This is a genomic window from Rossellomorea marisflavi, assembly GCF_022170785.1.
GTDB lineage: Bacteria > Bacillota > Bacilli > Bacillales > Bacillaceae_B > Rossellomorea > Rossellomorea marisflavi_B.
The window spans coordinates 3,141,912-3,164,996 of sequence record NZ_CP081870.1 but is presented as its reverse complement, the minus strand read 5'-3'; the positions used below and the strand labels follow the sequence as shown (position 1 = coordinate 3,164,996).

The following is a 23,085-nucleotide window of genomic DNA, read 5'->3' as shown; positions in this document are numbered from 1 at the left end:
GGTAAAATATGTGTGAATACCCATGGGAAAGGAAGAGATGATGAAAAACGGGACGATTATACAAAAATATGAATTCCCTTCCCCGAATCCTTCGATCAGGATGTACGAGCTGACGTATATGTCTGGCGGATTGAAGGTGAAGGGGATGCTTGCGGAGCCAGCGAACGGCAGCGGGTACCCCGGCTTCCTATACTTAAGGGGAGGAATCAAGGGAGTGGGGAAAGTGAGGCCAGCGAGGATCGGCCAGTTTGCTTCCCACGGCTTCATCGTCTTTGCCCCTTATTACCGGGGGAACCTCGGTGGAGAGGGAAGCGAGGACTTTGCCGGTGATGATCGCGAGGATGCCGTATCTGGAGTGGAACTTCTGCGGGATCATCCTCGGGTGACAGGAGGGATCCATGTGTTCGGATTCTCCCGCGGCGGGGTGATGGCCCTTCTGACGGCCATCGAACAGCCTGATGTTGCTTCCGTCGTCTCCTGGGGAGGAGTAACGGACATGTTCCTTACATACGAAGAGCGGGTCGATCTGCGCCGCATGATGAAACGCGTCATCGGCGGAACCCCGAAGAAAGTACCCGAGCGTTATGAGTGGAGAACGCCGCTCTTCCAGCTTGATCGCCTGAAGGCACCGGTCCTGATCATTCACGGTGAACAGGATCAGAACGTCTCCATCGAACATGCCCACCGCCTTGAAGCGGGGCTGAGGGAAATGGGGAAAACCGTTGAGACACAGTATTATCAAGCCTACACGCATTATTTCCCGCCACGTAAGAATCAGGAAATCGTTGCAGGAATGTGTGAGTGGATGAAAAAACAAGAGGGGGAATGAGCAATGGGCATGCCGATGGAACTGAACACCATGATCGTAACGAAGAATAACGAAATTAGAGAGGAAGAGAATCTCTTCACGCTTGTGAAAGAGGGGTACCGCCTCTACCCGATGGAGATTCCCATTGAAGTAAGGGTGACTAAACACAGCGAGCCGAACGCCATCGGCCGAATCGAAAAACTAAGTTGGAAAGACGGAGAAACATCGATTACGTACCGGCTGCTTTCTTTGAACTCGACAAACTGAAGTAGCCGGCAGGTTCATCGATGACAGGCAGGAATCCTTTCTGTATGATGGGAAAAAGAAGCTTTTTTTCCAAGGAGGAGATGAATGTGGCACAATCGGTCAACCTGCAAGCGAAGCTGGCCCCTTACCGTACAGCACTTGATGGAACGGAGATTCCGTCTGTCCATCTACATATAAAAGAAGGGAAAACTGGCCCTTATGATAGTAAGATCGCCGGGGATCCATATTTCCCGAAGGCGGATGAGTATCCTGTGGACGGGGAGGGGCACCCGATGAAACTGTTGGCCCAGATCAATTTCGGTCAGCTCCCGAAGCTCGAAGATTATCCCGAATCAGGACTTCTGCAGATCTTCATTTCGGTACATGATGATCTGTACGGAATGAACATCGACCAGAAGCAGGACCAAAAGGATTTCCGCATCAGATTTATAGAAGAGCCGTTCCTGCCGAAAGAAGAGCTGATATCCGATTTTTCTTTCGTGAAAATCCCCGATGACGTGTATTTCCCTGTCACGAAGGAAGGTGCCGTCCTGGCGGAATTGACCAGTGAAACAATCAGCGCCGGCGACTACCGCTTCGAGAAGGTGTTCGGGAAGGAAAGCTGGGATCTGTTTGAATCCATGACCGATGATGGTGAAGAGGCAGACGCCCTCATGGATGAATTCTATGAAACCCAGAGCGGTTTCGGACATAAGATCGGAGGATATCCGGGCTTCACACAGGAGGATCCGCGTCAGTATGAAAATCAGGATCATGCACTCCTGCTGCTTCAAATCGACTCGGATGATGAAGTGGACATGATGTGGGGTGACTGCGGCATTGCCAACTTCTTCATAAAAAAAGAAGATCTTAAGAAGAAACAGTTCGGCAATGTGGTCTATAACTGGGATTGTTCATAATACAAGGCCGGTTGCAAAAAATGTTTTAGTCATAGCAAAACCCGAATTCATTTGCCTACGATCAGGCGATTGAATTCGGGTTTTCACCTTTTTTGGAATAAAAGAATGTTATTGGTCCCAGCGGTTGATTGGAGTGCAAGACATAGACTCCTGCGGGAGAGTAGCTAATGTGAGACCCGCAGGCCTGCCAAGGAGGCTCACGGGCTACCCGCGGAAAGCGAAGGCTTGCACGGAAATCATGAGCGGCATAAAGAACCTACACTGTTCGTGTCCATCATTTTTCAATCTCTTCATAGAGGAGGTATCGTTCGTCAGAAGTCTTGGCGATGAGATAGGTGCTGTGGTCCTTCACATAATAAAGATCCGTTCCCTTCTTCAGATGATTCGCCGTATAGTCTTTTTCAGGGTGGAACTCATCCCCGATCTTCTCCTTGATCACCCCTGCTTTCCCGTCGAGGGTGAGCGTCTTCTTCACAGGCAGCAGCACATATCCTTTCCCGTTCAACACCAGCATATCCCCGTATCCACACAACTCGTAGCTCTTTTCTTCACTTCCGCAGCCTGCCAGCAGCAGGAAAACGAAGCTCAGTGGGATCAACCATTTCATGCTATCATCCCTTCTTGTTTGTTTGTCCTTTTCATTCCTATTCAGAACCGGACGGGTTCATGAGAGGGATCTGAAAAAATAGAAACACCCCAAGGGGGCTCGCATGGTATAATGGTCCTTAAGTGAATAGACCTTCGCAGAAATCAGGTGCGCTCGCGCATAAAGGGAATCCGGTGAAAAACCGGAGCTGTTTCCGCAACTGTAAGTGCTAACGAACCAAGGGAAAACCCACTGTTCAACCATTGAACGGGAAGGGCCTTGAAGTAGGATGATGCACAAGCCAGGATACCTGCCTGATTTCCATCGTATTATGCTCTTCGGAAGTTAAGGGGATGGTGCGGCTTGATGCATCTTTTTTGATGATGATTGCCGGCCGTTTGGCTGGTTTTTTTTATGCCCGTTTCCGCTACGATCGGTGATTCACTAAAAGAGAAGAAAGGGAGGATGAATGTGGGAAAAAAGGATTTCAGGTACATCTGTTATCCGTATATGAGGGAATCCCAGTCGACGGTCGACTTTGAGATCAGGACGGATTCCCTGGCAACGAGGATCGGTCAGGCTTCTTCATTGACAGAGGGGAGAGTCCGTGAAGATCTGCTTTATCTTTGTGAGATGGCGTATCACCTGAATGGTTCGGTGCGGGGGGAGATGGCCATCACCCTCCAGGATCTGCAGCGATTGAGCGACCTGTATGACACGTACGTGAACGAAGTGGAAGAGGAAATCAGAACGTTCCTGCTTCCCCAGGGATGCTACGCGGCGACGGTCCTTCATACGTGCAGGAGCGAAGCGAAGAAATCGGTCAGGGCCCTTCATAAGGTAAGCCTCGAACAGAAAGTGGACAATCTGCTGTTCAAATATGCGCACCTGATGGCAAATGTCCTGTTTGTCATGGCCGTGTATGTGAATAAAGGTGAAGGGGTAAAAGAAATTCCTTTTATCAGCAAGTCCTATGGAGTATCAAAATCAGGCAAGGGAGAATAGTGAGATGAAAAAACAAGCATGGATCGGATTGTTCATCAGCATCGGTCTCATTCTATCAGGATGTGGAGCCGGGGAAGAAACAGCATCAACGAAAAAAGAAGAAAAGTCTACTGCCTATAGCGTCAAGGATGACCGGGGAGAAGAAGTCACATTCAAAAAGGTACCGGAGACCGTCGTTTCCCTGCAGCCGAGCAATACAGAGATCCTGTATGCAGTCGGAGCAGGGGACAAGGTGGTCGGGGTGACAGAATTCGATCATTATCCGAAGGAAGTGGAGGATCTCGAGGTCATCTCCGATTCCATGACAGTGAATACGGAAAAAGTGATTTCCTTGGATCCGGACGTGGTGATTGCCTATACAACAGGTGATGAAGCAGGAGTCAAGCAGCTTGAGGATGCGGGCATTCCGGTTTTCGTCATCCAGTCTGCTCAAACCTTTGACGACGTATACGGCGACATCGAACAGGTGGCAAAGGTGATGGGGGCTCAAAAAAAGGGGAACGAAGTGATTGAAGGAATGAAGAAGCAAATCTCCGATGTCGGGGAAAAGGTCAAGTCCCTTGACGAAAAAGAAAAGGTCTATTTTGAAATCAGTCCAGCCCCTGAGATCTATACGGCCGGTAGCGCGACCTTCCAGCAGGAGATCCTCCAGGTTGCTGGTGTGGATAATGTATTTGCCGATCAGGAGGGCTGGCCGAAGCTCGGAGAAGAAGAAATCATCAAACGGAACCCGGCAACCATCCTGACTACAGTGAACTATGTGGAAAATCCAGTAGATGAAATCAAATCCAGGACCGGCTGGGACACCATCGATGCCGTGAAGGGTGAACGGGTCATCTATCTTGATTCCGATGTCATGTCCCGACCGGGCCCGAGGATCGGTGAGGCAGTCGAAATCACAGCCAAGGCTGTTTATCCGGACCTTTTCTAGAATTCAATCATAATCGTGTAAAAGAAAGCCTTTTCAAACTTGCTTTTAATATGTAAACTAATAATATAATTAAGTTTACATATTTTAAGGGGTGCATGTAAATGGATCGAGACAGGTTGAGAATGATTATTCAGTGCGGGGTGTTTGCGGCGATCACGGGAATCTTTGCGCAGATCGAGATTCCCCTGCCCCTCGTGCCCATCAGCGGGCAGACGTTGGCAGTGGGATTGACGGCGACGATTCTTGGGAGCCGTTATGGGGCGTTTGCCCTCATAGGATACACAGCTATCGGTGCAGCCGGACTCCCGGTGTTTGCAGGGATGAGCGGAGGTGCCCATGTCCTGGTCGGACCGACGGGAGGGTACATCTTCGGTTTCGTCGCGGCGGCTTATGTGACAGGATTGATCCTGGAGAAAACCTCTTTCAACCTGCCCATGGCCATGGTAGCCAATCTGGTCGGGATGGTCGTGACCCTGATTCTCGGGACGATCCAGTTGAAGTTCGTGGCAGACCTTGGGTGGAGCCAGGCGATGGCAGCAGGGGTCTATCCGTTCCTGGTAGGAGGAGTGATCAAGGCGGCCCTTGCCAGTTGGCTTGGGATCGTCGTACGCAATCGCTTGGTGCAGGCCAGGTTGATCAAGCCGGCAGTCGCCTGAAGAGCTTTCGAACAATAAAGGAAAGAGATGGGCACAAAACTAAAAAAGGCCCCTTTAATGCCGAACACGATCAGTATAGGATCTTAATACCGCTCATGATTTCCGTGCAAGACTTCGCTTTCCGCGGGTAGCCCGTGAGCCTCCTCGGCACGCCTGCGGGGTCTCACATCAGCTACTCTTCCCGCAGGAGTCTTCGTCTTGCACTCCGATCAACCGCTGGAAACGATGTAATTTGAATATTCATTAAACGAACGTAAAACCCGAATCATTTGCTTTATCGTAGGCAAGTGATTCGGGTTTTTCTATGACTAAAACATGTTCGTCTCAGCCTCTTTTTAATAGCTGAACATCGACCAGTAGCCGATGTCATGAAATCCGATTCGTTTATAGATCTTGCCTGCATCCGGGTTATCATAGAAGAGGCAGAGCTCCTTTCCTTCCCTTAGAAGATCCCCCACAAGCTTGGACATGCACTTACTCGCGTAGCCTCTTTTCTTGTAATCGGCATGGGTGCAGACCCCGACAATCATGGCCGATTTCGAGTTCTCTGCGGTAGTGGAAGCGGAGGCAGCCAAACGACCGTCCCCTTCAATGTAATAGCTCCTGGCAGCACCGGCTTTCATGCTGTGCTCCTTGCTTTCCACTGAGATATTGGAGTGCTCGAATTCCGGAACGGTGAGAAGGAGTTCGACAAGGGCGGGGATGTCTTCGATTCCCGCTTCTTTCACCATGGACAGGTCACTTTGATCGAGTGATTCCCCTTGGGTGCATTTGGCATAGTGAAGATGCCTTTTCTGCTTCGTCTCCCGGGAAATGAAAGGGTCAAGCTTCGAAACGATCTCTTTCAGTCCTGAAATATAGAGGAACTCCTCATCTTTATTGATGATGGAGGCAAATCCTTCTGCATCATACTCACCGGGTGCATATGGTATGTAGTTTTCCCTGTATCTCAGGAGTACACCGCGCAATACTCCTTCATCGGTGAAATCCCCCCAAACCTTCTGGAAATCCTGGTCGTACCCGAAGGCTTCGATATCCCCGATGATAAATAGGTTCTCTGCAGGCGCCTGGGTGATAAGGTCCTGACAGATAGAGTCGTCTTCGGTGGTCAGTTGTCTGATCATGTTTGGTCTCTCCCTGTAAATTTTTTCTTGTAATCATATCAAGAGAAGGGAGGAGAGTAAAGGGAAAATTCGAAAAAATAATAAGATACCACTTCTATACACCGCTCATGATCTCCGTGTAAGACTACGCTTTCCGCGGGTAGCCCGTGAGCCTCCTCGGCACGCCTGTAGGATTTCAACATCAGCGACTCTTCCTTTAGGGAGTCTTTACCGCTGGAAACAATAAAATACCCGAACGCATTCGCCTTATCTTGGCAAATGCATTCGGGTTTTACTATGACTAAAACATGGAGTTCCAGCCTTTTTACTTATCCCCTACCTGCCTGGAAGGAAGGATATTTGGTCATTCCGCCATCACAGAAGAGGGTGATGCCGGTTACGTAGCTTGCTTCCGAGGAAGCGAGGAAGGCCGCAACAGATGCGACTTCTTCAGGTTTACCGATATACCCCATTGGTATCATGCTTTCCACATCGGCACGCTGAGCTGGATCGGAAAATTTCTCTGCGTTGATCGGTGTGTTCATGGCGCCGGGGCCGATGTTATTGACCCTGATCCCTTTAGGAGCATACTCGAGGGCGAGTGTTTCGGTCATGAGCTTGATGCCGCCTTTACTCGCCGCATAATGGACGAATAGGGGCCATGGAATGACTTCGTGGACGCTCGACATGTTGATGATGTTTCCTTTGACCCCATTTTCAACGAAGTACTTGAGGGCCTCCCGGCAGCCGAGGAAGGCTCCGGTCAGGTTCGTGTTGACAACCTTATTCCAGTTGTCGAGGGTCATTTCGTGTGATGGGACGGGATTTTCCACTCCTGCGTTGTTAATCATGATGTCCAATGTCCCGAATTTTTTGATGGCGGCCTGTATGAGGTTGATGACATCGGCTTCGACCGTCACATCCCCTTGAACGATTTCTGCTTGTCCGCCGGCCTGTTCGACTTCTTTCTTCGCATCCAGTGCTTCTTTTTCATCCTTGAAGTAGTTGATGACGACCTTGGCTTTCTCCTGGCCGAATCTTACAGCCATGGAGCGTCCGAGTCCGGTGGATCCCCCCGTGATGACGACTACTTTATCCTTTAAATCGTTGTACATGTTGTTTCCTCCTCAAATGACATTATTGTTTGGCAATCCCCAACAGGACGCCTCCGATGATGATCAAAATGATCCCGAATGAGATCAGGACAAGCTGTTTCTTCGTTTTCCTCTCACCGAGGATGAAGATTCCCCCCAATGTGGAGATGACGATTCCCATTTGGGAAAGGGAGAAACTCGTGGCTACTCCGACCCGTGGCTGGGAGATGAAGAGGAACATATTTCCCAGTGCCCAGATGAGTCCGGGGATGATATTCCGGATGGCGTATTTGTTGAATGGCTTATGTCTGAACGTCAAGATCACGGCACTGATGAACATCCCTATCGCCTGAGGGAACAGGGCAACCCAGCCATCGACGTGGAAGAGCCTTGCCACAACGACATAGATCAGATAACCGATCGTCGACACGATGAGGGTGAGGATGGCTTTTTTGAAGTTGCCCGATTCTTCTTCGTTCCCTTTTTTCTCTTCATACGAAGTGAAGACGATCCCGACGACGATACAGATCAGGGCAATCACGCCGAGGATGACGGTGGTTGTGGTGGACCATTCATGAAAGACGATGACGCCGAACAGTGCGGTGGAAACGAGCTGCATACCGGTGGAGATCGGCATCGTTTTACTCACGCCGATATATTGGAACGTTTTTAATTGGTTGACCTGTCCGACGGTCCAGAATAGACCTGAAACGATTCCGACGATGATGATCGTTGAATTCAGTTCTGGCTGGATGAAAAGGTAAATCCCAAAGGAGAGGATAAGCGCCCCGATGGTGGTCCCAAGTACCTGGCTGTAGGGTCCGCCTCCCAGTTTTACATTGAATAACACGATGCTACCCCAGAATATTGCTGGGAGTATGGCTAAAAAGATATCCATAAGAAGCCTCTCTTTCTTGAATGCAATAGTCACAATTCTTCTTTGGATAGGTTTTGCCAGAGAATTTGATTGTATGTATCCAATTTCAATTGGGAGTGAAAAGAATGAGGGGGGAGGTTTTAAAATTGCGAGCTTAGGGAATCGTAAGAATAAATAAGGAGGTGCAGCACATCATGATTTGGACGATTATCGGTATTTTATTGATTTTATGGCTTCTTGGTCTTATTTTCAAAATTGGGGGCGCGGTGATTCACGTATTGCTCGTGATTGCCATCGTCGTGTTCATCTTCAACCGCATTACAGGGCGTAAGAAAGGACTGTAGAGGGAATTCGATGTGTCGGAGTCCCTACATAAATAAAAGAGCCGGCATTCCTTGTTAAGGAGTGCCGGCCCTTTTTATATCCAGATCAGACGAGGGGTCCGCCCTTTGCTTCGATCTCACCTGTCATCATGCTGAACTTTTTGAAGTTCTCATTGAATTTGTAGGCCAGTTCTTTCGCTTTTGACTCGTACGCATCTTCATTCATCCAGGTTTTTTTCGGCTGGAGCACCTCATCAGGTACCCCAGGGACATGATGGGGGATATGCAGCCCGAAGATTTCATCGGTCTTGGTCTCCACGTGGGTGAGCTCCCCTTCAAGTGCCGCCTGGACCATGGAGCGCGTATAGGACAGCTTCATCCGGCTGCCGACGCCATATTCCCCGCCGGTCCATCCGGTGTTCACGAGGTATACCTGGGCATTATGTTCATCGATCTTCTTGCCGAGCATCTCCGCGTAGCGGATGGCAGGAAGAGGGAGGAACGGTGACCCGAAGCAGGTAGAGAAGGTTGCTTCAGGGGATGTGATGCCGCGTTCTGTGCCGGCAAGCTTGGACGTATAACCGCTCAAGAAGTGGTACATGGCCTGCTCCTTTGTAAGCTTGCTGATTGGAGGTAGCACACCGAATGCGTCCGCCGTCAGGAATACGATCGTGTTCGGATGACCGGCAACGCTTGGGTCGACGATATTTTCCATCGCTTGAAGGGGATAGGCTGCCCGCGTGTTTTCCGTCATGGATGCATCCTCATAATCAGAGGCACGGGTATCTTCATCGACTGCCACATTCTCCAGTACGGAACCGAAGCGGATCGCATCGAAGATCTGAGGCTCTTTTTCGCGGGTCAGGCCGATGCATTTTGCATAGCAGCCCCCCTCGATATTGAATACGCCGTTCGGTGACCAGCCATGCTCGTCATCACCGATGAGCCTGCGGTTGGGATCGGCAGAAAGGGTCGTTTTACCTGTACCTGACAGTCCGAAGAAGAGAGCGACATCACCTTCAAGGCCCACGTTGGCAGAGCAGTGCATGGAAAGGATTTCCGACTCGGGTAGAACGTAGTTCATGACGGAAAAGATTGACTTCTTCATTTCACCCGCATACTCCGTGCCGCCGATAAGGACGATTCGTTTCTCGAACGAAACGATGATGAACGTTTCAGAATGGGTCCCATCCACAGCGGGATCTGCTTTGAAATGAGGGGCCGATACAATCGTGAATTCCGGTTCGTGACCGCTCAGCTCCCCGTCTTCGGGACGGATGAAGAGCTGATGAGCGAACAGATTATGCCACGCAAGCTCATTGATCACCTGGATTGGAAGGCGGTGCTTACGGTCGGCTCCCGCATACCCGTTGAACACGAACAGTTCTTCTTTTTGTTGAAGGTAATCAAGGACCTTTCCATACAATCGGTCAAATGATTCTTCCGAGATCGGCTGATTGACCTTGCCCCACTCGATTTTATCTTTGGAGGAAGCTTCTTCCACAATGAATTTATCCTGAGGTGAGCGACCGGTGTATTTTCCGGTTTTGGCCCTGACGGCACCGGATGAGGTCAGGATCCCTTCGTTTCGCTGAAGGATTTTTTCCACCAGCTGCGGGACGGATAATTGTTGGTGTATGTTTTCGCCGTTCAGTAATTGCGTCAACTCATTTGATTTGCTCACAGTATTCATTCGAACCCTTCCTTTATGTGAATTTTAAGTAAGTTTGCTTCTCGATGATTAGTATAACACATTAGAAATATTAGTCTATACTATATAATCTTTTTTCTGAAAAATAATTAACATATCCTTGTTTTATGCTCGTATAATCCTATTTATATGCGAAATATCGGATTAACGTTAACGCTTTGGACGATTATGATGTCTTAATGAAAAAGGGGGAGGGGATGGTTAAACCTAGCAGGGGGAAAGTGTTGACACTCCGCCGTTGAACCGTTATTATTGTACCTTGAACGGATACTCTTATCCTGAGCTGGTGGAGGGAGCAGACCCTATGAAACCCAGCAACCTGCTATGAAATAGAGGGAAACAGAACGATTTTCCCAAGAGCGAAGGTGCTAAACTGAGGCAAGGTGCAAACCTTGAACGATAAGAGAGAAAAGGCGCGGCTAAAAGTTCAACCCTTTCCTCTGCATGATTTCCAGAGGGAGGGTTTTTTATTTGACCTGCTACATGGCAATCCCCGGGTCCGATCCCGGCAGCGGGGCCGCCGTGTTTACTTCATACTACTTAGGGAAATGAGTACCGTATCTGCTTCGCTAAATTCGCCGGAAGCCACCGGCAAATGTGTTTAAGGAGGAACCTTGATGTCAACTAAACGTCGTCTGTTTACATCTGAGTCCGTAACGGAAGGACATCCAGATAAAATTTGTGACCAAATCTCTGATTCAATTCTTGATGCTATTCTTACGAATGATCCCAATGCGCGTGTAGCTTGTGAAACATCCGTTACTACTGGTCTCGTTCTTGTTGCCGGTGAAATCACAACCAACACGTATGTCGATATCCCGAAAATCGTCCGCGAAACCATCCGCGAAATCGGATATACGCGTGCAAAATACGGTTTCGATGCTGAAACATGTGCCGTCCTCACATCAATCGATGAGCAATCGGCTGATATCGCTCAAGGGGTGGATCAGGCCCTTGAAGCCCGTGAAGGACAAATGAGCGAGGAAGAGATCGACGCCATCGGTGCCGGTGACCAAGGTCTCATGTTCGGATTCGCCTGTAATGAAACGAAGGAGCTTATGCCTCTTCCGATCTCCCTTTCTCATAAGATCTCCCGTCGCCTGACTGAAGTACGTAAAGAAGAGATCCTTCCTTACCTTCGTCCGGATGGGAAAACGCAAGTGACGGTTGAGTACGATGAGAACGACAAGCCTGTCCGCATCGACACGATTGTCATCTCTACGCAGCATCACCCTGAAGTGACGCTTGAGCAAATCCAGCGCAATCTGAAGGAATATGTGATCGATCCGGTCGTTCCAAAAGAATTGATCGACGAAAACACAAAATACTTCATCAACCCGACTGGTCGCTTCGTTATCGGTGGACCTCAAGGAGATGCCGGTCTGACAGGCCGTAAGATCATCGTTGATACGTATGGTGGATACGCGCGTCACGGCGGTGGTGCATTCTCTGGTAAGGATGCTACCAAGGTTGACCGCTCTGCGGCCTATGCTGCACGTTACGTTGCGAAAAACATCGTGGCTGCAGGACTTGCCGAGAAGTGTGAAGTTCAGCTTGCATACGCCATCGGTGTTGCACAACCCGTATCGATCTCTGTCGACACATTCGGAACCGGACAAGTATCCGAAGATGTATTGGTGGACGTTGTCCGCAATAACTTCGATCTTCGCCCGGCAGGCATCATCAAGATGCTTGACCTTCGTCGCCCGATCTACAAACAGACGGCTGCTTACGGTCACTTCGGACGTAATGACCTTGATCTTCCTTGGGAGCGTACAGACAAAGCAGACGCTCTTAAAGCAGAAGCGCTTGCTTGATTATCCTTAAGAACTAAATAAGGCTGTAACATTCGTGTTTCAGTCATAGAAAAGCCCGGACCGATTTGCCTGTGATATGGCAAATCAGTCCGGGTTTTTAATTTGGTCCAAGACCATGACGACTTTATTGTTTCCAGCGGGTGATTGCTGGAAGAGCAGCATCCCGCAGGCTTGCCGGGAATGCTTTCGGATTATGCGAAGAAAGCGACGTCTTCCGCGGAAGTCATGAGCGATATGAAAAACCTATACGGACCGTGTTCGTCATGCTATGGTCCCTTTTTCGTTTTCGTACTACCCTCTTTTTATTCGGGGTCCTTACAAACAATCCGAGTAATCTCCATCAAGTTGGGGTATCCCAAGTATAAGTGACTAGAGGGGCTTGGCGGCTTTATAATGCTGCGCTTTTTCCGCATACTCCCTTGAGATCCGCTCCATGTCCATGATATCGTCTTCATTCAACTCCCTGACAACCTTGGCGGGTCTTCCGAATGCAAGGGTATTGGGAGGGATGACTTTCCCTTGAGGGACCAGGCTCCCGGCTCCGATGAAGGCGCCTTCACCGATCTCGGCATTATCCAGTATGATCGAACCCATGCCGATCAACGCCTTTTTTCGGATTTTGCAGCTGTGCAGGATGACTGCGTGACCTACGGTGACTTCATCCTCGATGATCAGGGGGTTGTCCGGACTTTGGTGAAGCACGGAGTTATCCTGGATATTGACCTTTTTTCCGATCTTGGTCGGGGCGACATCCCCGCGGATGACGGAATTGAACCAGACGCTCGATTCTTCCCCGATCTCGACATCCCCGGAGATTGTCACATAATCTGCAATATATGCAGACTCTGCAATGAGCGGTTTTTTATTATAATATGGATAGAGCACTTTATACTAACCCCTTTCAGAAATATTTACTATAATAAATGGTAGCAGAATTTTTCGGAATTACCATCTTTAAAGGAGGATTCGCCATGTGGAAATGGGAAACGGATCAAGAAGCAAAGGCAGTCATCGTCATCATTCACGGAGCAATGGAGCATCACGGCCGTTATGGTTGGCTCATTGAAATGTGGCGCTCGGCAGGGTATCATGTCGTCATGGGGGACCTGCCCGGCCAGGGTATGACCTCGAGGAGCATGAGGGGACATATCGAATCATTCGAAGAGTACCTCATCGAAGTGAAGGATTGGATACAGGCAGCCTATCAGTTCGAACTCCCTGTATTCGTGATCGGTCACAGCATGGGTGGACTTGTCGCCGTGCGTCTGCTCCAGGAATCGCATGTGAATCTTGCAGGAGTCATCCTTTCCTCGCCCTGCCTCGGATTGATGAATTATCCGAACAAGTCGGTGGACCTGCTTTCATATGGCCTCAATAAAGTTGCCCCATCGGTTAAATTCCCATCGGGATTATCCATCAATATGGCGACCAGGAACGCTGAAGTCCGTGAGATCGACAGCAACGATTCCCTCTATATCACGAAAGTCTCTGTCCGGTGGTACCGGGAATTGATCAATGCGATGAAGCATGCTCATCAGGAGCTTGATAAAATGCCTGACTATCCGTTGCTTGTCATGCAGGCGGGGGATGATCAGATCGTAGATAAACGGGCTGTGAAAAAATGGTTTACAGAACTTTCCTTGTCCGAAATGCATTATAAAGAATGGGCAAAATGTTATCATGAACTATACAATGAGCCGGAGAGGGAGGAAATCTTCGAGTACTCCAAGTCTTTCATTGAAAGCCGGCTGAAAACATTGGGTTATATTGTGTAATGAAGTAAGGAAGAGGTGATAAGCGTGTCCATACCAAGCGATCCATTTTCATTAATGACAAAAGTATATCGAAATGTTTTTCCACACGTTCATCACGAACTTGATCAGTGGAAAATGAAGGCCGAAGCGATCCCGAATGAAGAATTGAGGCGACAGGCCCTCTCAAGCATTGAACATAAGACGTTTCACTGTGAGGGCGGTGGCATCATGTCCCTCCTTTCCCTTGATAAGAAAGTAGAGACGATCCGTTTCATCGTGGCCTATCAAACGATCAGCGATTACCTCGACAATCTGTGTGATCGGAGCGTCTCCCTAGATCCGGATGATTTTGCCCTCCTTCACCAGTCCATGAGGGATTCCCTTGATGTCGGTGCAGAACCCGTGAACTACTATGCCCTCAGGGAAGACCAGGATGATGGCGGATACCTCGAAGCACTGGTCAGGACGTGCCAGGGTGTCCTCAAGGGTCTCCGGAATTATGAAGCGATCAAAGCCGAGCTCGCTCAGCTTTGTGATTACTACTGCGATCTGCAGATACATAAGCATGTGAAACAGGAGGAGCGCGTCGAACGGCTGCAGGGCTGGTTCGAATCCCACAGGGAGAACCTTCCCGACATGGACTGGTATGAATTCTCGGCGTGCTCCGGATCGACCCTCGGGATCTTCTGCCTCGTCTCGTATGCAAATCGGGCCGATTTCCATCCGTCCTATACGGATAAAATCAAGAGCGGCTACTTCCCTTATATACAGGGACTACATATTCTACTCGATTATTTCATCGATCAGGAAGAAGATAGGGAAGGGGGAGACCTTAACTTCTGCTTCTATTATGAAAATGAAGAGCACATGAAGGAACGGCTCCTTCACTTCCTCCGTAAAGCGGATGAGCATACGGAAGGACTCCCACACGCCCATTTCCACCGATTGATCAACAAAGGGCTGATCGGCGTCTATCTGTCAGATGATAAAGCAAGGAAGCAGCGGGACGTTCATCACTTTTCAAAAGAATTCATCAATGAATCTGGCTGGATCACGAAATTCTTCTATTTCAATGGTAAAATGTATCGGAAATGGAGAAGCCGGAAAAAAACATCTTAAATCCTAAAACCTCGACATCGCTCGAGGTTTTCTTTTTGATTTTATGAAAAAAATGGAATAAAAAAGGTTAGTTGGTTACAGGTAAGAAAGTGGGTGCTGGGACGATAGAACTGTTTTAATTCTGAAAATATTTACTTTTCAGAATAAAGGAGTATATTTGGTAGAGAAAGTATTTACTAGAAACTTTAGGGGGAATGGAAATTGAAGTCTAGAAAGATCATGTCTGTTGCCATGGCCGCAGCGCTCAGTGCCGGTTTATTTGCCGTACCTGCATCCGCTCATGACGCCACTCCGGTGAACGTCCTGAAGGACCCGGTGTCGAAGAAGGTACATAACCACGGGGAAGGACCGTTTGACCTTGCCATCGCCAATGAAGAGAAGTTGATCGAGATGCTCAAGGAAAAAGGGGATATTTCAAAGAATGCTTCCGCTTCTGAAGCTGAAAAAGGATTGCAGAAGTTCCTGAATGAAAAATCCGATGGCTTGAAGGAGCTTGAAGATGATGGAGAGCTGAAGGAAGAGAAAGAGAAGCTCGAGAAGAAAATCACCCAGAACAAAAAGAAGGGAAAGGGTAACAATAACAAAAAGAAACATCGTAACCTGGACCCTGTAAAGGAAGAATACTATGACGGGGATGTCAGGGAGGACAAGGTCCTTGTCGTCCTGATGGAATTCCCTGATTTTCCTCACAATTCGATCCAGGAAGATGAAACCGACATGTACTATGACGATTATGTGCAAAAGCACTATGAAGACATGGTATTCGGTAATAGAGGATACAAAGGTCCCAATGGGGAGAAGCTGGTCTCCATGAAGCAATTCTACGAACAACAAACGAACGGTGCCTATACGGTCGATGGGGAAGTCACGAAATGGTATATGGCCAAGCATCCGGCAGCCTACTACGGCGGCAACGGAGCGAATGGCAGTGACGCAAGGCCGAGGGAACTCGTCAAGGAAGCACTTGAAGCTGTTGCGGCAGATCCCGATGTAGATCTTAGTGAGTTCGATCAGGAAGACCGCTATGATCTGAATGGAAACGGGAATACCCGCGAGCCGGACGGCATTGTCGATCACCTCATGGTCGTTCACTCTGCTGTCGGTGAAGAAGCGGGCGGCGGAAGCCTTGGAGAAGATGCCATCTGGTCCCACCGTTGGAACCTTGGCAGCGTATTCCCGATCAAAGGAACGGAAACGGACGTTCCATACTGGGAAGGCAACATGGCTGCGTATGACTATACGATCCAGCCGGCAGACGGAGCTGCAGGGGTGTTCGCCCATGAGTACGGACATGACCTCGGACTTCCGGATGAATATGATACCCAGTATACAGGAACAGGTGAAGCAGTAGCTTACTGGTCGATCATGGCAAGTGGAAGCTGGGCAGGGAAGGTACCTGGCACAGAACCGACCGGATTCAGTGCATGGTCCAAGGAATTCCTCCAGGCTGCCCATGGTGGCAACTGGCTGAAGTACGATGAGGTCAGCCTCGATGAGCTGAACAAAAAAGGTGCAGAATTCTATCTTGACCAGGCCAATACGAAGGGTACAAATGCAGATGCATTGAAGATCACGTTGCCGGATAAAGAAACACCGGTCAACAAGCCGTTCAGCGGAAAATACAGCTACTTCAGCGGCAGTGGAAACGAGCTTGATAATTCCGCGGTCGTCGATGTGAATCTGTCATCTGCCTCAAGTGCAGAATTCTCCTTCAAAGCTTGGTATGATATCGAGCAGGATTGGGATTACGGATCTGTTCAAGTAAGCGAGGACGGGAAACAGTGGACAACCATCCCGGGTAATATCACAACGGATGCAGACCCGAATAGCCAAAACCCTGGCAACGGGATCACCGGAAAATCCGACGGCTGGATCGATGCCAAGTTTGACCTGAGTGCGTATAAAGGGAAAAAAGTCCAAGTGAAAATCAACTACTGGACGGATGTAGCAGCCGTTTATCCTGGTCTTTATGTAGACGATATCAAGGTGACGGCAGATGGGAAACAAGTATTCTTCGATGATGCTGAGGGCAAACCGAAAGTGAAGCTTGATGGATTTGCGCAGGATACGGGAGTTAAAAAATCAGAACATTACTATCTTCTTGAGTGGAGAAACCACCAGGGAGTCGATAAAGGACTGGCTCATATCAAACGTGGTGACAGCCTCATGTCATATGATCCGGGCCTTGTGATCTGGTACGCAGATGAATCGTACGACGACAACTGGACGGGCATCCACCCTGGTGATGGATACCTTGGAGTGGTCGATGCGGATCAAATACCGATTAGATGGAGTGATGGTTCCGTTGCTTCCACCCGCTATCAGATCCATGACGCTGCATTCAGCATGGATAATTCGAAAAAGATGTTCATTGATTACCGCGACCTTCTCGGGTTGACGCTTACCGATAAGGATACGAAGAAAAATCCTGAGTTCTATGACAGGAAAGACTACTCGAATACAAGGATGCCGGATGCGGGACGAAATGTTCCTGAATATGGCCTGAAAGTCAAAGTGACGGGTCAAAGTAAAGACAAGTCCGTAGGGCGCATCGAAGTATCTAAACATTAATCTTGAAGGGTGATCGCCGACCGGCGGTCACCCTTTAAGCATGTTAGTGGACATTTTTCACTATGGAATTGATAATAATACTCACATCACACAAAGGAGATGTAAGTATTGGCCATTAAATTAAGCATTCTCGATCAATCACCGATCGCAGAAGGAATGAGCCCACAAGAGGCTCTTCAAAATACAGTAAAACTCGCACAGCATGCCGATCGATTGGGCTATGAGCGTTTCTGGGTGTCTGAACACCATGATTCCACCAGCCTTGCCGGTTCTTCACCGGAAGTATTGATCGCCCATCTTGCACAGAATACAGAGAGGATCAAGGTAGGCTCAGGCGGAGTGATGCTCCCCCACTACAGCTCGTACAAAGTGGCCGAAAACTTCCGATTGCTCGAGGGTCTGAACCCTGAACGGATCGACCTCGGTCTTGGAAGGGCTCCTGGCGGGATGCCCATGGCCACGATGGCCCTACACGACGGGAAACCGAGGGACGTCGACCGCTATCCTGAGCAAATCGACGATCTTCTCGGATATATGACGGATAACCTGCCGGCATCCCACCCATACCAGGGACTGACGGCTGCTCCGCAGATCGCTACGATGCCTGAAGTGTGGCTGCTCGGATCGAGTCCATCGAGCGCCATGTTGGCCGCTCAAAAAGGACTACCGTACACATTCGCCCAGTTCATCAATGGCGAGGGCGGTCCGCAATACACCGCGGCTTACCGCAACAACTTCGTGCCAAGCCCTTATCTTGATCAGCCAAAGAATATTGTCGCTGTCTTTGCAATCTGTGGCGAAACGGATGAAGAAGCTGAAAGGATCGCCTCGAGCATCGATCTTTCTATCCTCATGATCGAACAGGGGATGCGCTCGAACGGAACACCGAGCCCCGAGAAAGCGGCCCAGTACCACTACAGTCCGTTCGAACTTCTACGGATCAAGGAGAATCGGAAGCGGATGGTTGTCGGAAGCCCCGAAACCGTGAAAAATAAGATCCTCGCCTTGAGCGAGCAGTATCAAACAGACGAAGTCATGCTCGTGAGCATCACGTATGATTTCAACGATAAGCTGAAATCATTCGAATTGATTGCCAATGCACTGATGGACGCATAACAAAAAGGGACGGCCAGCGGGCCGTCCCTTTTGATTATCTTTTTTCCAGTGCCACGATGAATGGCGGGTGGTTGAGCTGATTCATGAACTGATAGCGGAGGACGTGGACATAATTCTGGTCGAGCTTCTCCACATAGCGGAGGATATAATCCCTCTCCACCGCGCCTTCCGGGTGTCCGTGATAGATCACAAGGACGAGGATTCCTTCAGGCGCCATCATTTCAAGGATCTGATTGAGGGCGAGGATCGTCGTCTTCGGACGGGTTACGATCTCCTTATCTCCCCCCGGCAGGTAGCCGAGATTGAAGATGGCCCCTGTCACTTTCCCGTGATGGACGGGGGGGATCACATTCATCACGGTCTCATGGCCCTGATGGAACAGGGTGACCCGAGGCGCCAATTCGTGGGTATCAAGTTGCTCTTTCGTATTCTCGATGGCTTCTTCCTGGATGTCAAAGCCGTAGACCCTGCCATTTTCTCCTACGAGCCTGGCGAGGAACAGCGTATCGTGCCCATTCCCTAGCGTAGCGTCGATCACGACATCCCCGGGGCTTACGGCACGCTCAAGAAGCTGCCTTGCAAATGGTAGAATTCTGTCTAATTTCATGTTGTCACATCCACTTTGTAATATTTTCCCTGCCAACTTTCGCGGCGCTTCATTTCATCATCAATGGCGTTCAGCACGCTCCATTTATTCACGCTCCACATCGGGCCCACCATAAGATCGATGGGACCATCTCCGGTGATCCTGTGCACCACCATTTCGGGAGGGATGATCTCGAGCTGATCACAAACCAATTGTATGTATCGATCAAAATCAAGGAACTCAAGAAGTCCTTTTTCGTATTGTTTCACCATCGGTGTACCTTTCAGAAGATGCAGAAGATGGATTTTGATTCCCTGTACATCGAGTTTTGCCACTTCGGCAGCGGTCTTAAGCATCATCTCGTCTGTTTCCAGTGGAAGGCCGTTGATGATATGGGAACAAACCCGGATTCCGTGCTTCCTTAACTTCCTGACACCTTCTTTGTAGCATTCATAATCATGGGCACGATTGATTAGGCCTGCCGTCTTTTCATGGACCGTCTGAAGCCCGAGCTCCACCCATAGATACGTTCTTTCGTTCAATTCAGCCAGATACTCCACCACGTCATCTGGAAGACAATCCGGGCGTGTGGCGATGGACAGGCCGATGACCCCGTCCTGCTTCAGCACGGATTCATAGCGTTCCCGTAGTACCTCGACGGGGGCGTGGGTATTGGTGAAAGCTTGGAAATAGGCAAGGTATTTGCCGTCCTTCCATTTTTTATGCATTTTATCCTTGATATCATGGAATTGTTTTTCTAATGATTCGGCCCTGTTGCCTGCAAAGTCTCCAGAACCTGCCGCGCTGCAAAAGGTGCATCCACCAAATGCGGCCGTACCGTCACGGTTCGGACAGTCGAATCCTCCATCCAGTGCTACTTTGAACACTTTATGGCCGAAGTGTCCGCGCAGATGATAATTCCAGGTGTGGTAGCGTTTTTGGTCTGCTGCATATGGAAATGGGTTTGTCTCGATGGCAAACACCTCCTGATTCGTCGATTTCTGTGGTTCATCATAGAGATTTTAACATGAAAGAGGGGGAGAATGAATCCTCGGGGAACCAAAAGGCGAAGTTTACCACTTTTGAAATGGGTGAGCAGGCTCACACTAAGGGATGGGAAGTACTTCCCGAAAGCACTAAATAGGCAGGGGGATGTTCAGATGGCAACGAGGCAATCAATCGACGAGTGTATCCAGAAGTGTGAAGACGCCATCCGCGAAGGTCAGAAGCAGTACCAGGCCGGTCTCGGACAGGAACATTACAGTGACAGTGATTATACGCAGGCCATGCTAAAGATCGAGGAATCGGTCAATGACCTTGCACAGCTGTCACAAAGCGCCAATGCCCAGCAGCGTGAACAGCTTCACAGGATGCGGCTTCAGGTGCAGCATCTTCAGAATGAAATGATCCTCCTTGAGCATGATCCTTCGACGGTAGGGGGGACCCTTCATTGAAGAAGCGATCCGATCAACACAACCCGGAACAGAGTGGACGGAATAAACCGATCGATACCGAGTTCGGGAAAGAGTACAATCCTGTTGAAACCGTGAAAAAGCAGAATGAGCACAGGAGTCAACCTGTTCGGAGCAACCATCATAATGACAGATAGCAACACGGGCCAGCCCTGGATTCCAGGGCTGGCATTTTTTGTTCAAGCGCTTGAATCACCGCATCGAAGCAGCATTACATAACAGGTTTGAAGCCGGTAAATAGTTCTTGCCCCTTTCAATGAAAAGGAGTAAAATCCTCTAGGGAATTGAAATTGTGTTAGAAAGGAAGAGGAAAAAATGCCAAAATCTTTATGGCTCCTCATCATCGGAATGATGGTGAACGTTACCGGTTCTTCCTTCTTATGGCCTTTGAATACCATCTACCTACATGATCACCTTGGGAAGACATTATCCATGGCCGGCATCGTTCTCATGCTCAATGCAGGGGCGAGCGTTGCCGGGAATCTGATCGGTGGGTTTCTTTTTGATAAAATGGGCGGGTACAGGTCCATCCTTTTGGGGATCCTCATCACGCTTACAGCACTTGGAGGAATGAATCTCTGGCACGGATGGCCTCATTATGTCGTGTTCCTGACCATCGTAGGCTTCGGATCGGGGATCGTGTTCCCGTCCATGTATGCCATGGCAGGGTCCGTATGGCCGGCCGGGGGAAGGAAAGCGTTCAATGCCGTTTACGTGGCCCAGAACATCGGGGTCGCCGTCGGGGCGTCACTCGGCGGCCTGGTTGCATCGTTCTCATTCAATTATATCTTCCTCGCGAATTTCTTGATGTATATCGTATTCTTCCTGATCGCCCTGTTCGGCTATAAGAAGATCTCCGCCCAGGTTTCAGGACATACGTCGGTCATTCAGGAATCAAGGCCGATTCGTGACCGTTCGAAACTGACGGCATTGATGCTTATTTGTGGAGCGTATCTCTTATGTTGGGTCGGATATGTGCAGTGGCAGTCCACGATCGCAAGCTATACCCAGGAAATCAACATTTCCCTTAAGCAGTACAGCTTCCTGTGGACTATTAACGGGGCGCTGATCGTCCTTGCTCAACCCTTGTTGTCCAGGGTCATCAAGCGGTTCGAGCATAATTTGAAGATCCAGATCATGATCGGGACGGTCATCTTCATGCTCTCATTCGCCGTTGCGGCTTTTGCCGATCAATTCATGTGGTTCGTGGCGGCAATGATCATCCTGACCGTCGGGGAGATGCTCATCTGGCCGGCCGTTCCGACCATCGCCAATTCCCTTGCGCCTAAAGGGCGGGAAGGGTTTTATCAGGGTATCGTCAACAGCACGGCGACAGGCGGCCGGATGATCGGTCCCCTTATCGGCGGATTGATGGTCGATATGTTCAGTATGCAGATCTTATTTGTCATCCTGATCGCCTTTTATATCGCGGCCATGATCTTATCCAGCATCTATGATCGTCCATTGAAGAGAAAAGAACCGGTAACCATTTCAGTCCATTAAAAAAAAAGCGTACGATGCATGCATCGTACGCTTTTGGTTTCAAAACAAATTAAAAGGGCTCCCGTATCCTACGGAAGCCCACTTGCAAAAAATTGAGGCGGATAATCCAGACGCCACATCGTCTGTTGTCACAAGGACGCGATTACCGACTTACACAATTCAGCTCATCGCTAGATAAGAATAACATGGGCGCCGAAAAAAGGCAACCTCTTTTTTATAGGGATGGATTGCGTGGAATCCGCCAGTGACGGATCAGTGGGCCGGAACCCCCGAAAACGGGGTCGTGCGATGGGAGGGGGACCGAGATGATGTCCAGGCGCGAGCTCGTCCTGTCATCCGTCCCTCCTTTTTTTGTGTTGTAGTCCCTTCCGTCAGGATAGGCGCCTGCAACCTTGAAATCATCACTCGCCGAAATCCGTTTATGTCCGGTGCCTGCAGGCAGGATGAGGACGTCACCTTTCTGGAAGCGTACTGTTTCCCCGAACTCGCCCCCCACCAAGACCTCGGCTTCCCCGTCGATGACCCCCAACACTTCATGGGTATTGCTGTGGAAATGGTGGTAATCAAATATTCCGTTCCTCCAGCTGTTGCACCATTCATTCCGTTCGAACACCGATTCGGGGCTGTCCGTTTCTCCTGATAAGGCATCTCTGTATAATAACACCGGAAGATTCGGGTTATTGGGGATGATCCCATCATCCTCAAAATACAAGATCTTTAGTTCGGCGATTTCCATCCTTCATTCCTCCATTCGTTGTTAAGGAGATTCCCTCCGTATCAAGCCTTTAAACCGTTTTCCAAAAAGTGGTGTGGAATATTTTCCGTGGGCGCAGTAAATGGTATGCTAGGATATAGTTATCTGAAAATTTCGGGTTTGGAGGAAGGTC

The 23,085-nt window shown here is 49.4% G+C and carries 24 protein-coding genes and 2 riboswitches; of the genes, 15 read left to right on the top strand and 9 right to left on the bottom strand.

All coding sequences use genetic code 11. The features are described 5' to 3' along the window. Nucleotides 1–40: 40 nt before the first annotated feature. From K6T23_RS16490 to K6T23_RS16480, 3 genes are all read left to right on the top strand, one after another. Nucleotides 41–829 carry an alpha/beta hydrolase family protein gene (locus tag K6T23_RS16490; protein WP_238284456.1) on the top strand — a complete coding sequence of 263 codons (789 nt, stop codon included), beginning with the start codon at nt 41–43 and terminating at the stop codon, nt 827–829. A gap of 3 nt (nt 830–832) precedes the next feature. Next, on the top strand, nt 833–1,075 hold the full coding sequence (locus K6T23_RS16485) for a DUF2584 domain-containing protein (protein ID WP_238281809.1): 243 nt from the start codon (nt 833–835) through the stop codon (nt 1,073–1,075). 86 nt (nt 1,076–1,161) lie between these two features. Then, entirely contained in the window at nt 1,162–1,974 is an 813-nt protein-coding gene (locus K6T23_RS16480; protein WP_079516794.1) for a YwqG family protein, read from the top strand. Nucleotides 1,975–2,248: 274 nt separating this feature from the next. Here K6T23_RS16480 and K6T23_RS16475 read toward each other — a convergent pair whose 3' ends face one another. Next, on the bottom strand, nt 2,249–2,581 hold the full coding sequence (locus tag K6T23_RS16475; RefSeq protein ID WP_079516661.1) for a hypothetical protein: 333 nt from the start codon (nt 2,579–2,581) through the stop codon (nt 2,249–2,251). Between the two features lie 128 nt (nt 2,582–2,709). Further along, a riboswitch (cobalamin riboswitch) is annotated at nt 2,710–2,892 on the top strand. Between the two features lie 133 nt (nt 2,893–3,025). Here K6T23_RS16475 and K6T23_RS16470 point away from each other — a divergent pair. The 3 genes from K6T23_RS16470 (at nt 3,026) to K6T23_RS16460 (ending at nt 5,152) form a co-directional block, all read left to right on the top strand. Then, nucleotides 3,026–3,565: a hypothetical protein gene (locus K6T23_RS16470; protein ID WP_148986084.1), complete on the top strand. Its 540-nt coding sequence runs from the start codon at nt 3,026–3,028 to the stop codon at nt 3,563–3,565. A 4-nt stretch (nt 3,566–3,569) separates the two neighbouring features. Beyond that, on the top strand, nt 3,570–4,496 hold the full coding sequence (locus K6T23_RS16465; protein ID WP_238281807.1) for an ABC transporter substrate-binding protein: 927 nt from the start codon (nt 3,570–3,572) through the stop codon (nt 4,494–4,496). A 101-nt stretch (nt 4,497–4,597) separates the two neighbouring features. After that, entirely contained in the window at nt 4,598–5,152 is a 555-nt protein-coding gene (locus K6T23_RS16460; protein WP_148986082.1) for a biotin transporter BioY, read from the top strand. 335 nt (nt 5,153–5,487) lie between these two features. On the opposite strand, the gene K6T23_RS16455 is transcribed toward K6T23_RS16460, so the two are convergent. From K6T23_RS16455 to K6T23_RS16445, 3 genes are all read right to left on the bottom strand, one after another. Beyond that, entirely contained in the window at nt 5,488–6,276 is a 789-nt protein-coding gene (locus tag K6T23_RS16455) for a GNAT family N-acetyltransferase (RefSeq protein ID WP_238281805.1), read from the bottom strand. 308 nt (nt 6,277–6,584) lie between these two features. After that, nucleotides 6,585–7,370 carry a glucose 1-dehydrogenase gene (locus K6T23_RS16450; protein WP_148986081.1) on the bottom strand — a complete coding sequence of 262 codons (786 nt, stop codon included), beginning with the start codon at nt 7,368–7,370 and terminating at the stop codon, nt 6,585–6,587. Nucleotides 7,371–7,392: 22 nt separating this feature from the next. Next, nucleotides 7,393–8,247, bottom strand: coding sequence for a GRP family sugar transporter (locus tag K6T23_RS16445; protein WP_048007382.1), 855 nt, complete (start codon nt 8,245–8,247; stop codon nt 7,393–7,395). 173 nt (nt 8,248–8,420) lie between these two features. Between K6T23_RS16445 and K6T23_RS16440 the strand changes: the two genes are divergently transcribed. Next, nucleotides 8,421–8,570, top strand: a complete 150-nt coding sequence (locus tag K6T23_RS16440) for a lmo0937 family membrane protein (protein WP_142128989.1) — start codon at nt 8,421–8,423, stop codon at nt 8,568–8,570. Nucleotides 8,571–8,655: 85 nt separating this feature from the next. Here K6T23_RS16440 and pckA read toward each other — a convergent pair whose 3' ends face one another. Continuing rightward, nucleotides 8,656–10,242, bottom strand: a complete 1,587-nt coding sequence (gene pckA, locus K6T23_RS16435; protein WP_238281803.1) for a phosphoenolpyruvate carboxykinase (ATP) — start codon at nt 10,240–10,242, stop codon at nt 8,656–8,658. A 288-nt stretch (nt 10,243–10,530) separates the two neighbouring features. Beyond that, nucleotides 10,531–10,666, top strand: a riboswitch (SAM riboswitch). Nucleotides 10,667–10,877: 211 nt separating this feature from the next. Between pckA and metK the strand changes: the two genes are divergently transcribed. Continuing rightward, nucleotides 10,878–12,077, top strand: a complete 1,200-nt coding sequence (gene metK / locus K6T23_RS16430; protein ID WP_048007384.1) for a methionine adenosyltransferase — start codon at nt 10,878–10,880, stop codon at nt 12,075–12,077. Between the two features lie 369 nt (nt 12,078–12,446). Here the strand turns inward: metK and K6T23_RS16425 are convergent, their stop codons facing one another. Then, nucleotides 12,447–12,962 carry a gamma carbonic anhydrase gene (locus K6T23_RS16425; protein WP_079516655.1) on the bottom strand — a complete coding sequence of 172 codons (516 nt, stop codon included), beginning with the start codon at nt 12,960–12,962 and terminating at the stop codon, nt 12,447–12,449. Between the two features lie 86 nt (nt 12,963–13,048). On the opposite strand from K6T23_RS16425, the gene K6T23_RS16420 reads away from it, so the two are divergent. The 4 genes from K6T23_RS16420 (at nt 13,049) to K6T23_RS16405 (ending at nt 18,637) form a co-directional block, all read left to right on the top strand. Then, complete coding sequence (locus K6T23_RS16420; protein ID WP_053426264.1) at nt 13,049–13,852, top strand: alpha/beta fold hydrolase; 804 nt, start codon at nt 13,049–13,051, stop codon at nt 13,850–13,852. Nucleotides 13,853–13,876: 24 nt separating this feature from the next. Then, nucleotides 13,877–14,950 (top strand): tetraprenyl-beta-curcumene synthase family protein, encoded by a 1,074-nt coding sequence (locus K6T23_RS16415; RefSeq protein WP_238281801.1) that lies wholly within the window; start codon nt 13,877–13,879, stop codon nt 14,948–14,950. Between the two features lie 201 nt (nt 14,951–15,151). Continuing rightward, on the top strand, nt 15,152–17,521 hold the full coding sequence (locus K6T23_RS16410) for an immune inhibitor A domain-containing protein (RefSeq protein WP_420493480.1): 2,370 nt from the start codon (nt 15,152–15,154) through the stop codon (nt 17,519–17,521). A gap of 108 nt (nt 17,522–17,629) precedes the next feature. Beyond that, on the top strand, nt 17,630–18,637 hold the full coding sequence (locus K6T23_RS16405; protein ID WP_238281799.1) for an LLM class flavin-dependent oxidoreductase: 1,008 nt from the start codon (nt 17,630–17,632) through the stop codon (nt 18,635–18,637). Nucleotides 18,638–18,671: 34 nt separating this feature from the next. Here K6T23_RS16405 and mnmM read toward each other — a convergent pair whose 3' ends face one another. Together mnmM and mnmL are read right to left on the bottom strand one after the other, a co-directional pair. Further along, nucleotides 18,672–19,244, bottom strand: a complete 573-nt coding sequence (mnmM, locus tag K6T23_RS16400) for a tRNA 5-(aminomethyl)-2-thiouridylate-methyltransferase MnmM (RefSeq protein WP_053426268.1) — start codon at nt 19,242–19,244, stop codon at nt 18,672–18,674. Further along, nucleotides 19,241–20,206 (bottom strand): tRNA modification radical SAM protein MnmL/YtqA, encoded by a 966-nt coding sequence (gene mnmL, locus K6T23_RS16395; RefSeq protein ID WP_238281797.1) that lies wholly within the window; start codon nt 20,204–20,206, stop codon nt 19,241–19,243. Before mnmL ends, mnmM begins: the two co-directional genes overlap by 4 nt. A gap of 177 nt (nt 20,207–20,383) precedes the next feature. Here mnmL and K6T23_RS16390 point away from each other — a divergent pair, with 177 nt between their 5' ends. The 3 genes from K6T23_RS16390 (at nt 20,384) to K6T23_RS16380 (ending at nt 22,198) form a co-directional block, all read left to right on the top strand. Next, complete coding sequence (locus tag K6T23_RS16390; RefSeq protein ID WP_056534785.1) at nt 20,384–20,677, top strand: YtzC family protein; 294 nt, start codon at nt 20,384–20,386, stop codon at nt 20,675–20,677. Continuing rightward, nucleotides 20,674–20,832, top strand: a complete 159-nt coding sequence (locus tag K6T23_RS16385) for a glycogen biosynthesis protein GlgD (RefSeq protein ID WP_238281796.1) — start codon at nt 20,674–20,676, stop codon at nt 20,830–20,832. The genes K6T23_RS16390 and K6T23_RS16385 overlap by 4 nt, the downstream gene beginning before the upstream one ends. A 178-nt stretch (nt 20,833–21,010) precedes the next feature. Continuing rightward, on the top strand, nt 21,011–22,198 hold the full coding sequence (locus K6T23_RS16380; protein ID WP_238281794.1) for an MDR family MFS transporter: 1,188 nt from the start codon (nt 21,011–21,013) through the stop codon (nt 22,196–22,198). Between the two features lie 214 nt (nt 22,199–22,412). Here K6T23_RS16380 and K6T23_RS16375 read toward each other — a convergent pair whose 3' ends face one another. Further along, complete coding sequence (locus tag K6T23_RS16375) at nt 22,413–22,934, bottom strand: cupin domain-containing protein (protein ID WP_238281792.1); 522 nt, start codon at nt 22,932–22,934, stop codon at nt 22,413–22,415. Nucleotides 22,935–23,085 lie beyond the last annotated feature (151 nt).

Bases quoted from the DNA above. Each gene is read 5' to 3' on its own strand.
- K6T23_RS16375 (WP_238281792.1), bottom strand. From the start codon at position 22,934: ATGGAAATCGCCGAACTAAAGATCTTGTATTTTGAGGATGATGGGATC.
- K6T23_RS16380 (WP_238281794.1), top strand. From the start codon at position 21,011: ATGCCAAAATCTTTATGGCTCCTCATCATCGGAATGATGGTGAACGTT.
- K6T23_RS16475 (WP_079516661.1), bottom strand. From the start codon at position 2,581: ATGAAATGGTTGATCCCACTGAGCTTCGTTTTCCTGCTGCTGGCAGGC.
- pckA (WP_238281803.1), bottom strand. From the start codon at position 10,242: ATGAATACTGTGAGCAAATCAAATGAGTTGACGCAATTACTGAACGGC.
- K6T23_RS16420 (WP_053426264.1), top strand. From the start codon at position 13,049: ATGTGGAAATGGGAAACGGATCAAGAAGCAAAGGCAGTCATCGTCATC.
- K6T23_RS16445 (WP_048007382.1), bottom strand. From the start codon at position 8,247: ATGGATATCTTTTTAGCCATACTCCCAGCAATATTCTGGGGTAGCATC.
- K6T23_RS16490 (WP_238284456.1), top strand. From the start codon at position 41: ATGAAAAACGGGACGATTATACAAAAATATGAATTCCCTTCCCCGAAT.
- K6T23_RS16460 (WP_148986082.1), top strand. From the start codon at position 4,598: ATGGATCGAGACAGGTTGAGAATGATTATTCAGTGCGGGGTGTTTGCG.
- K6T23_RS16455 (WP_238281805.1), bottom strand. From the start codon at position 6,276: ATGATCAGACAACTGACCACCGAAGACGACTCTATCTGTCAGGACCTT.
- K6T23_RS16450 (WP_148986081.1), bottom strand. From the start codon at position 7,370: ATGTACAACGATTTAAAGGATAAAGTAGTCGTCATCACGGGGGGATCC.
- metK (WP_048007384.1), top strand. From the start codon at position 10,878: ATGTCAACTAAACGTCGTCTGTTTACATCTGAGTCCGTAACGGAAGGA.
- K6T23_RS16465 (WP_238281807.1), top strand. From the start codon at position 3,570: ATGAAAAAACAAGCATGGATCGGATTGTTCATCAGCATCGGTCTCATT.
- K6T23_RS16485 (WP_238281809.1), top strand. From the start codon at position 833: ATGGGCATGCCGATGGAACTGAACACCATGATCGTAACGAAGAATAAC.
- K6T23_RS16470 (WP_148986084.1), top strand. From the start codon at position 3,026: ATGAATGTGGGAAAAAAGGATTTCAGGTACATCTGTTATCCGTATATG.
- K6T23_RS16390 (WP_056534785.1), top strand. From the start codon at position 20,384: ATGGCAACGAGGCAATCAATCGACGAGTGTATCCAGAAGTGTGAAGAC.
- K6T23_RS16440 (WP_142128989.1), top strand. From the start codon at position 8,421: ATGATTTGGACGATTATCGGTATTTTATTGATTTTATGGCTTCTTGGT.
- mnmM (WP_053426268.1), bottom strand. From the start codon at position 19,244: ATGAAATTAGACAGAATTCTACCATTTGCAAGGCAGCTTCTTGAGCGT.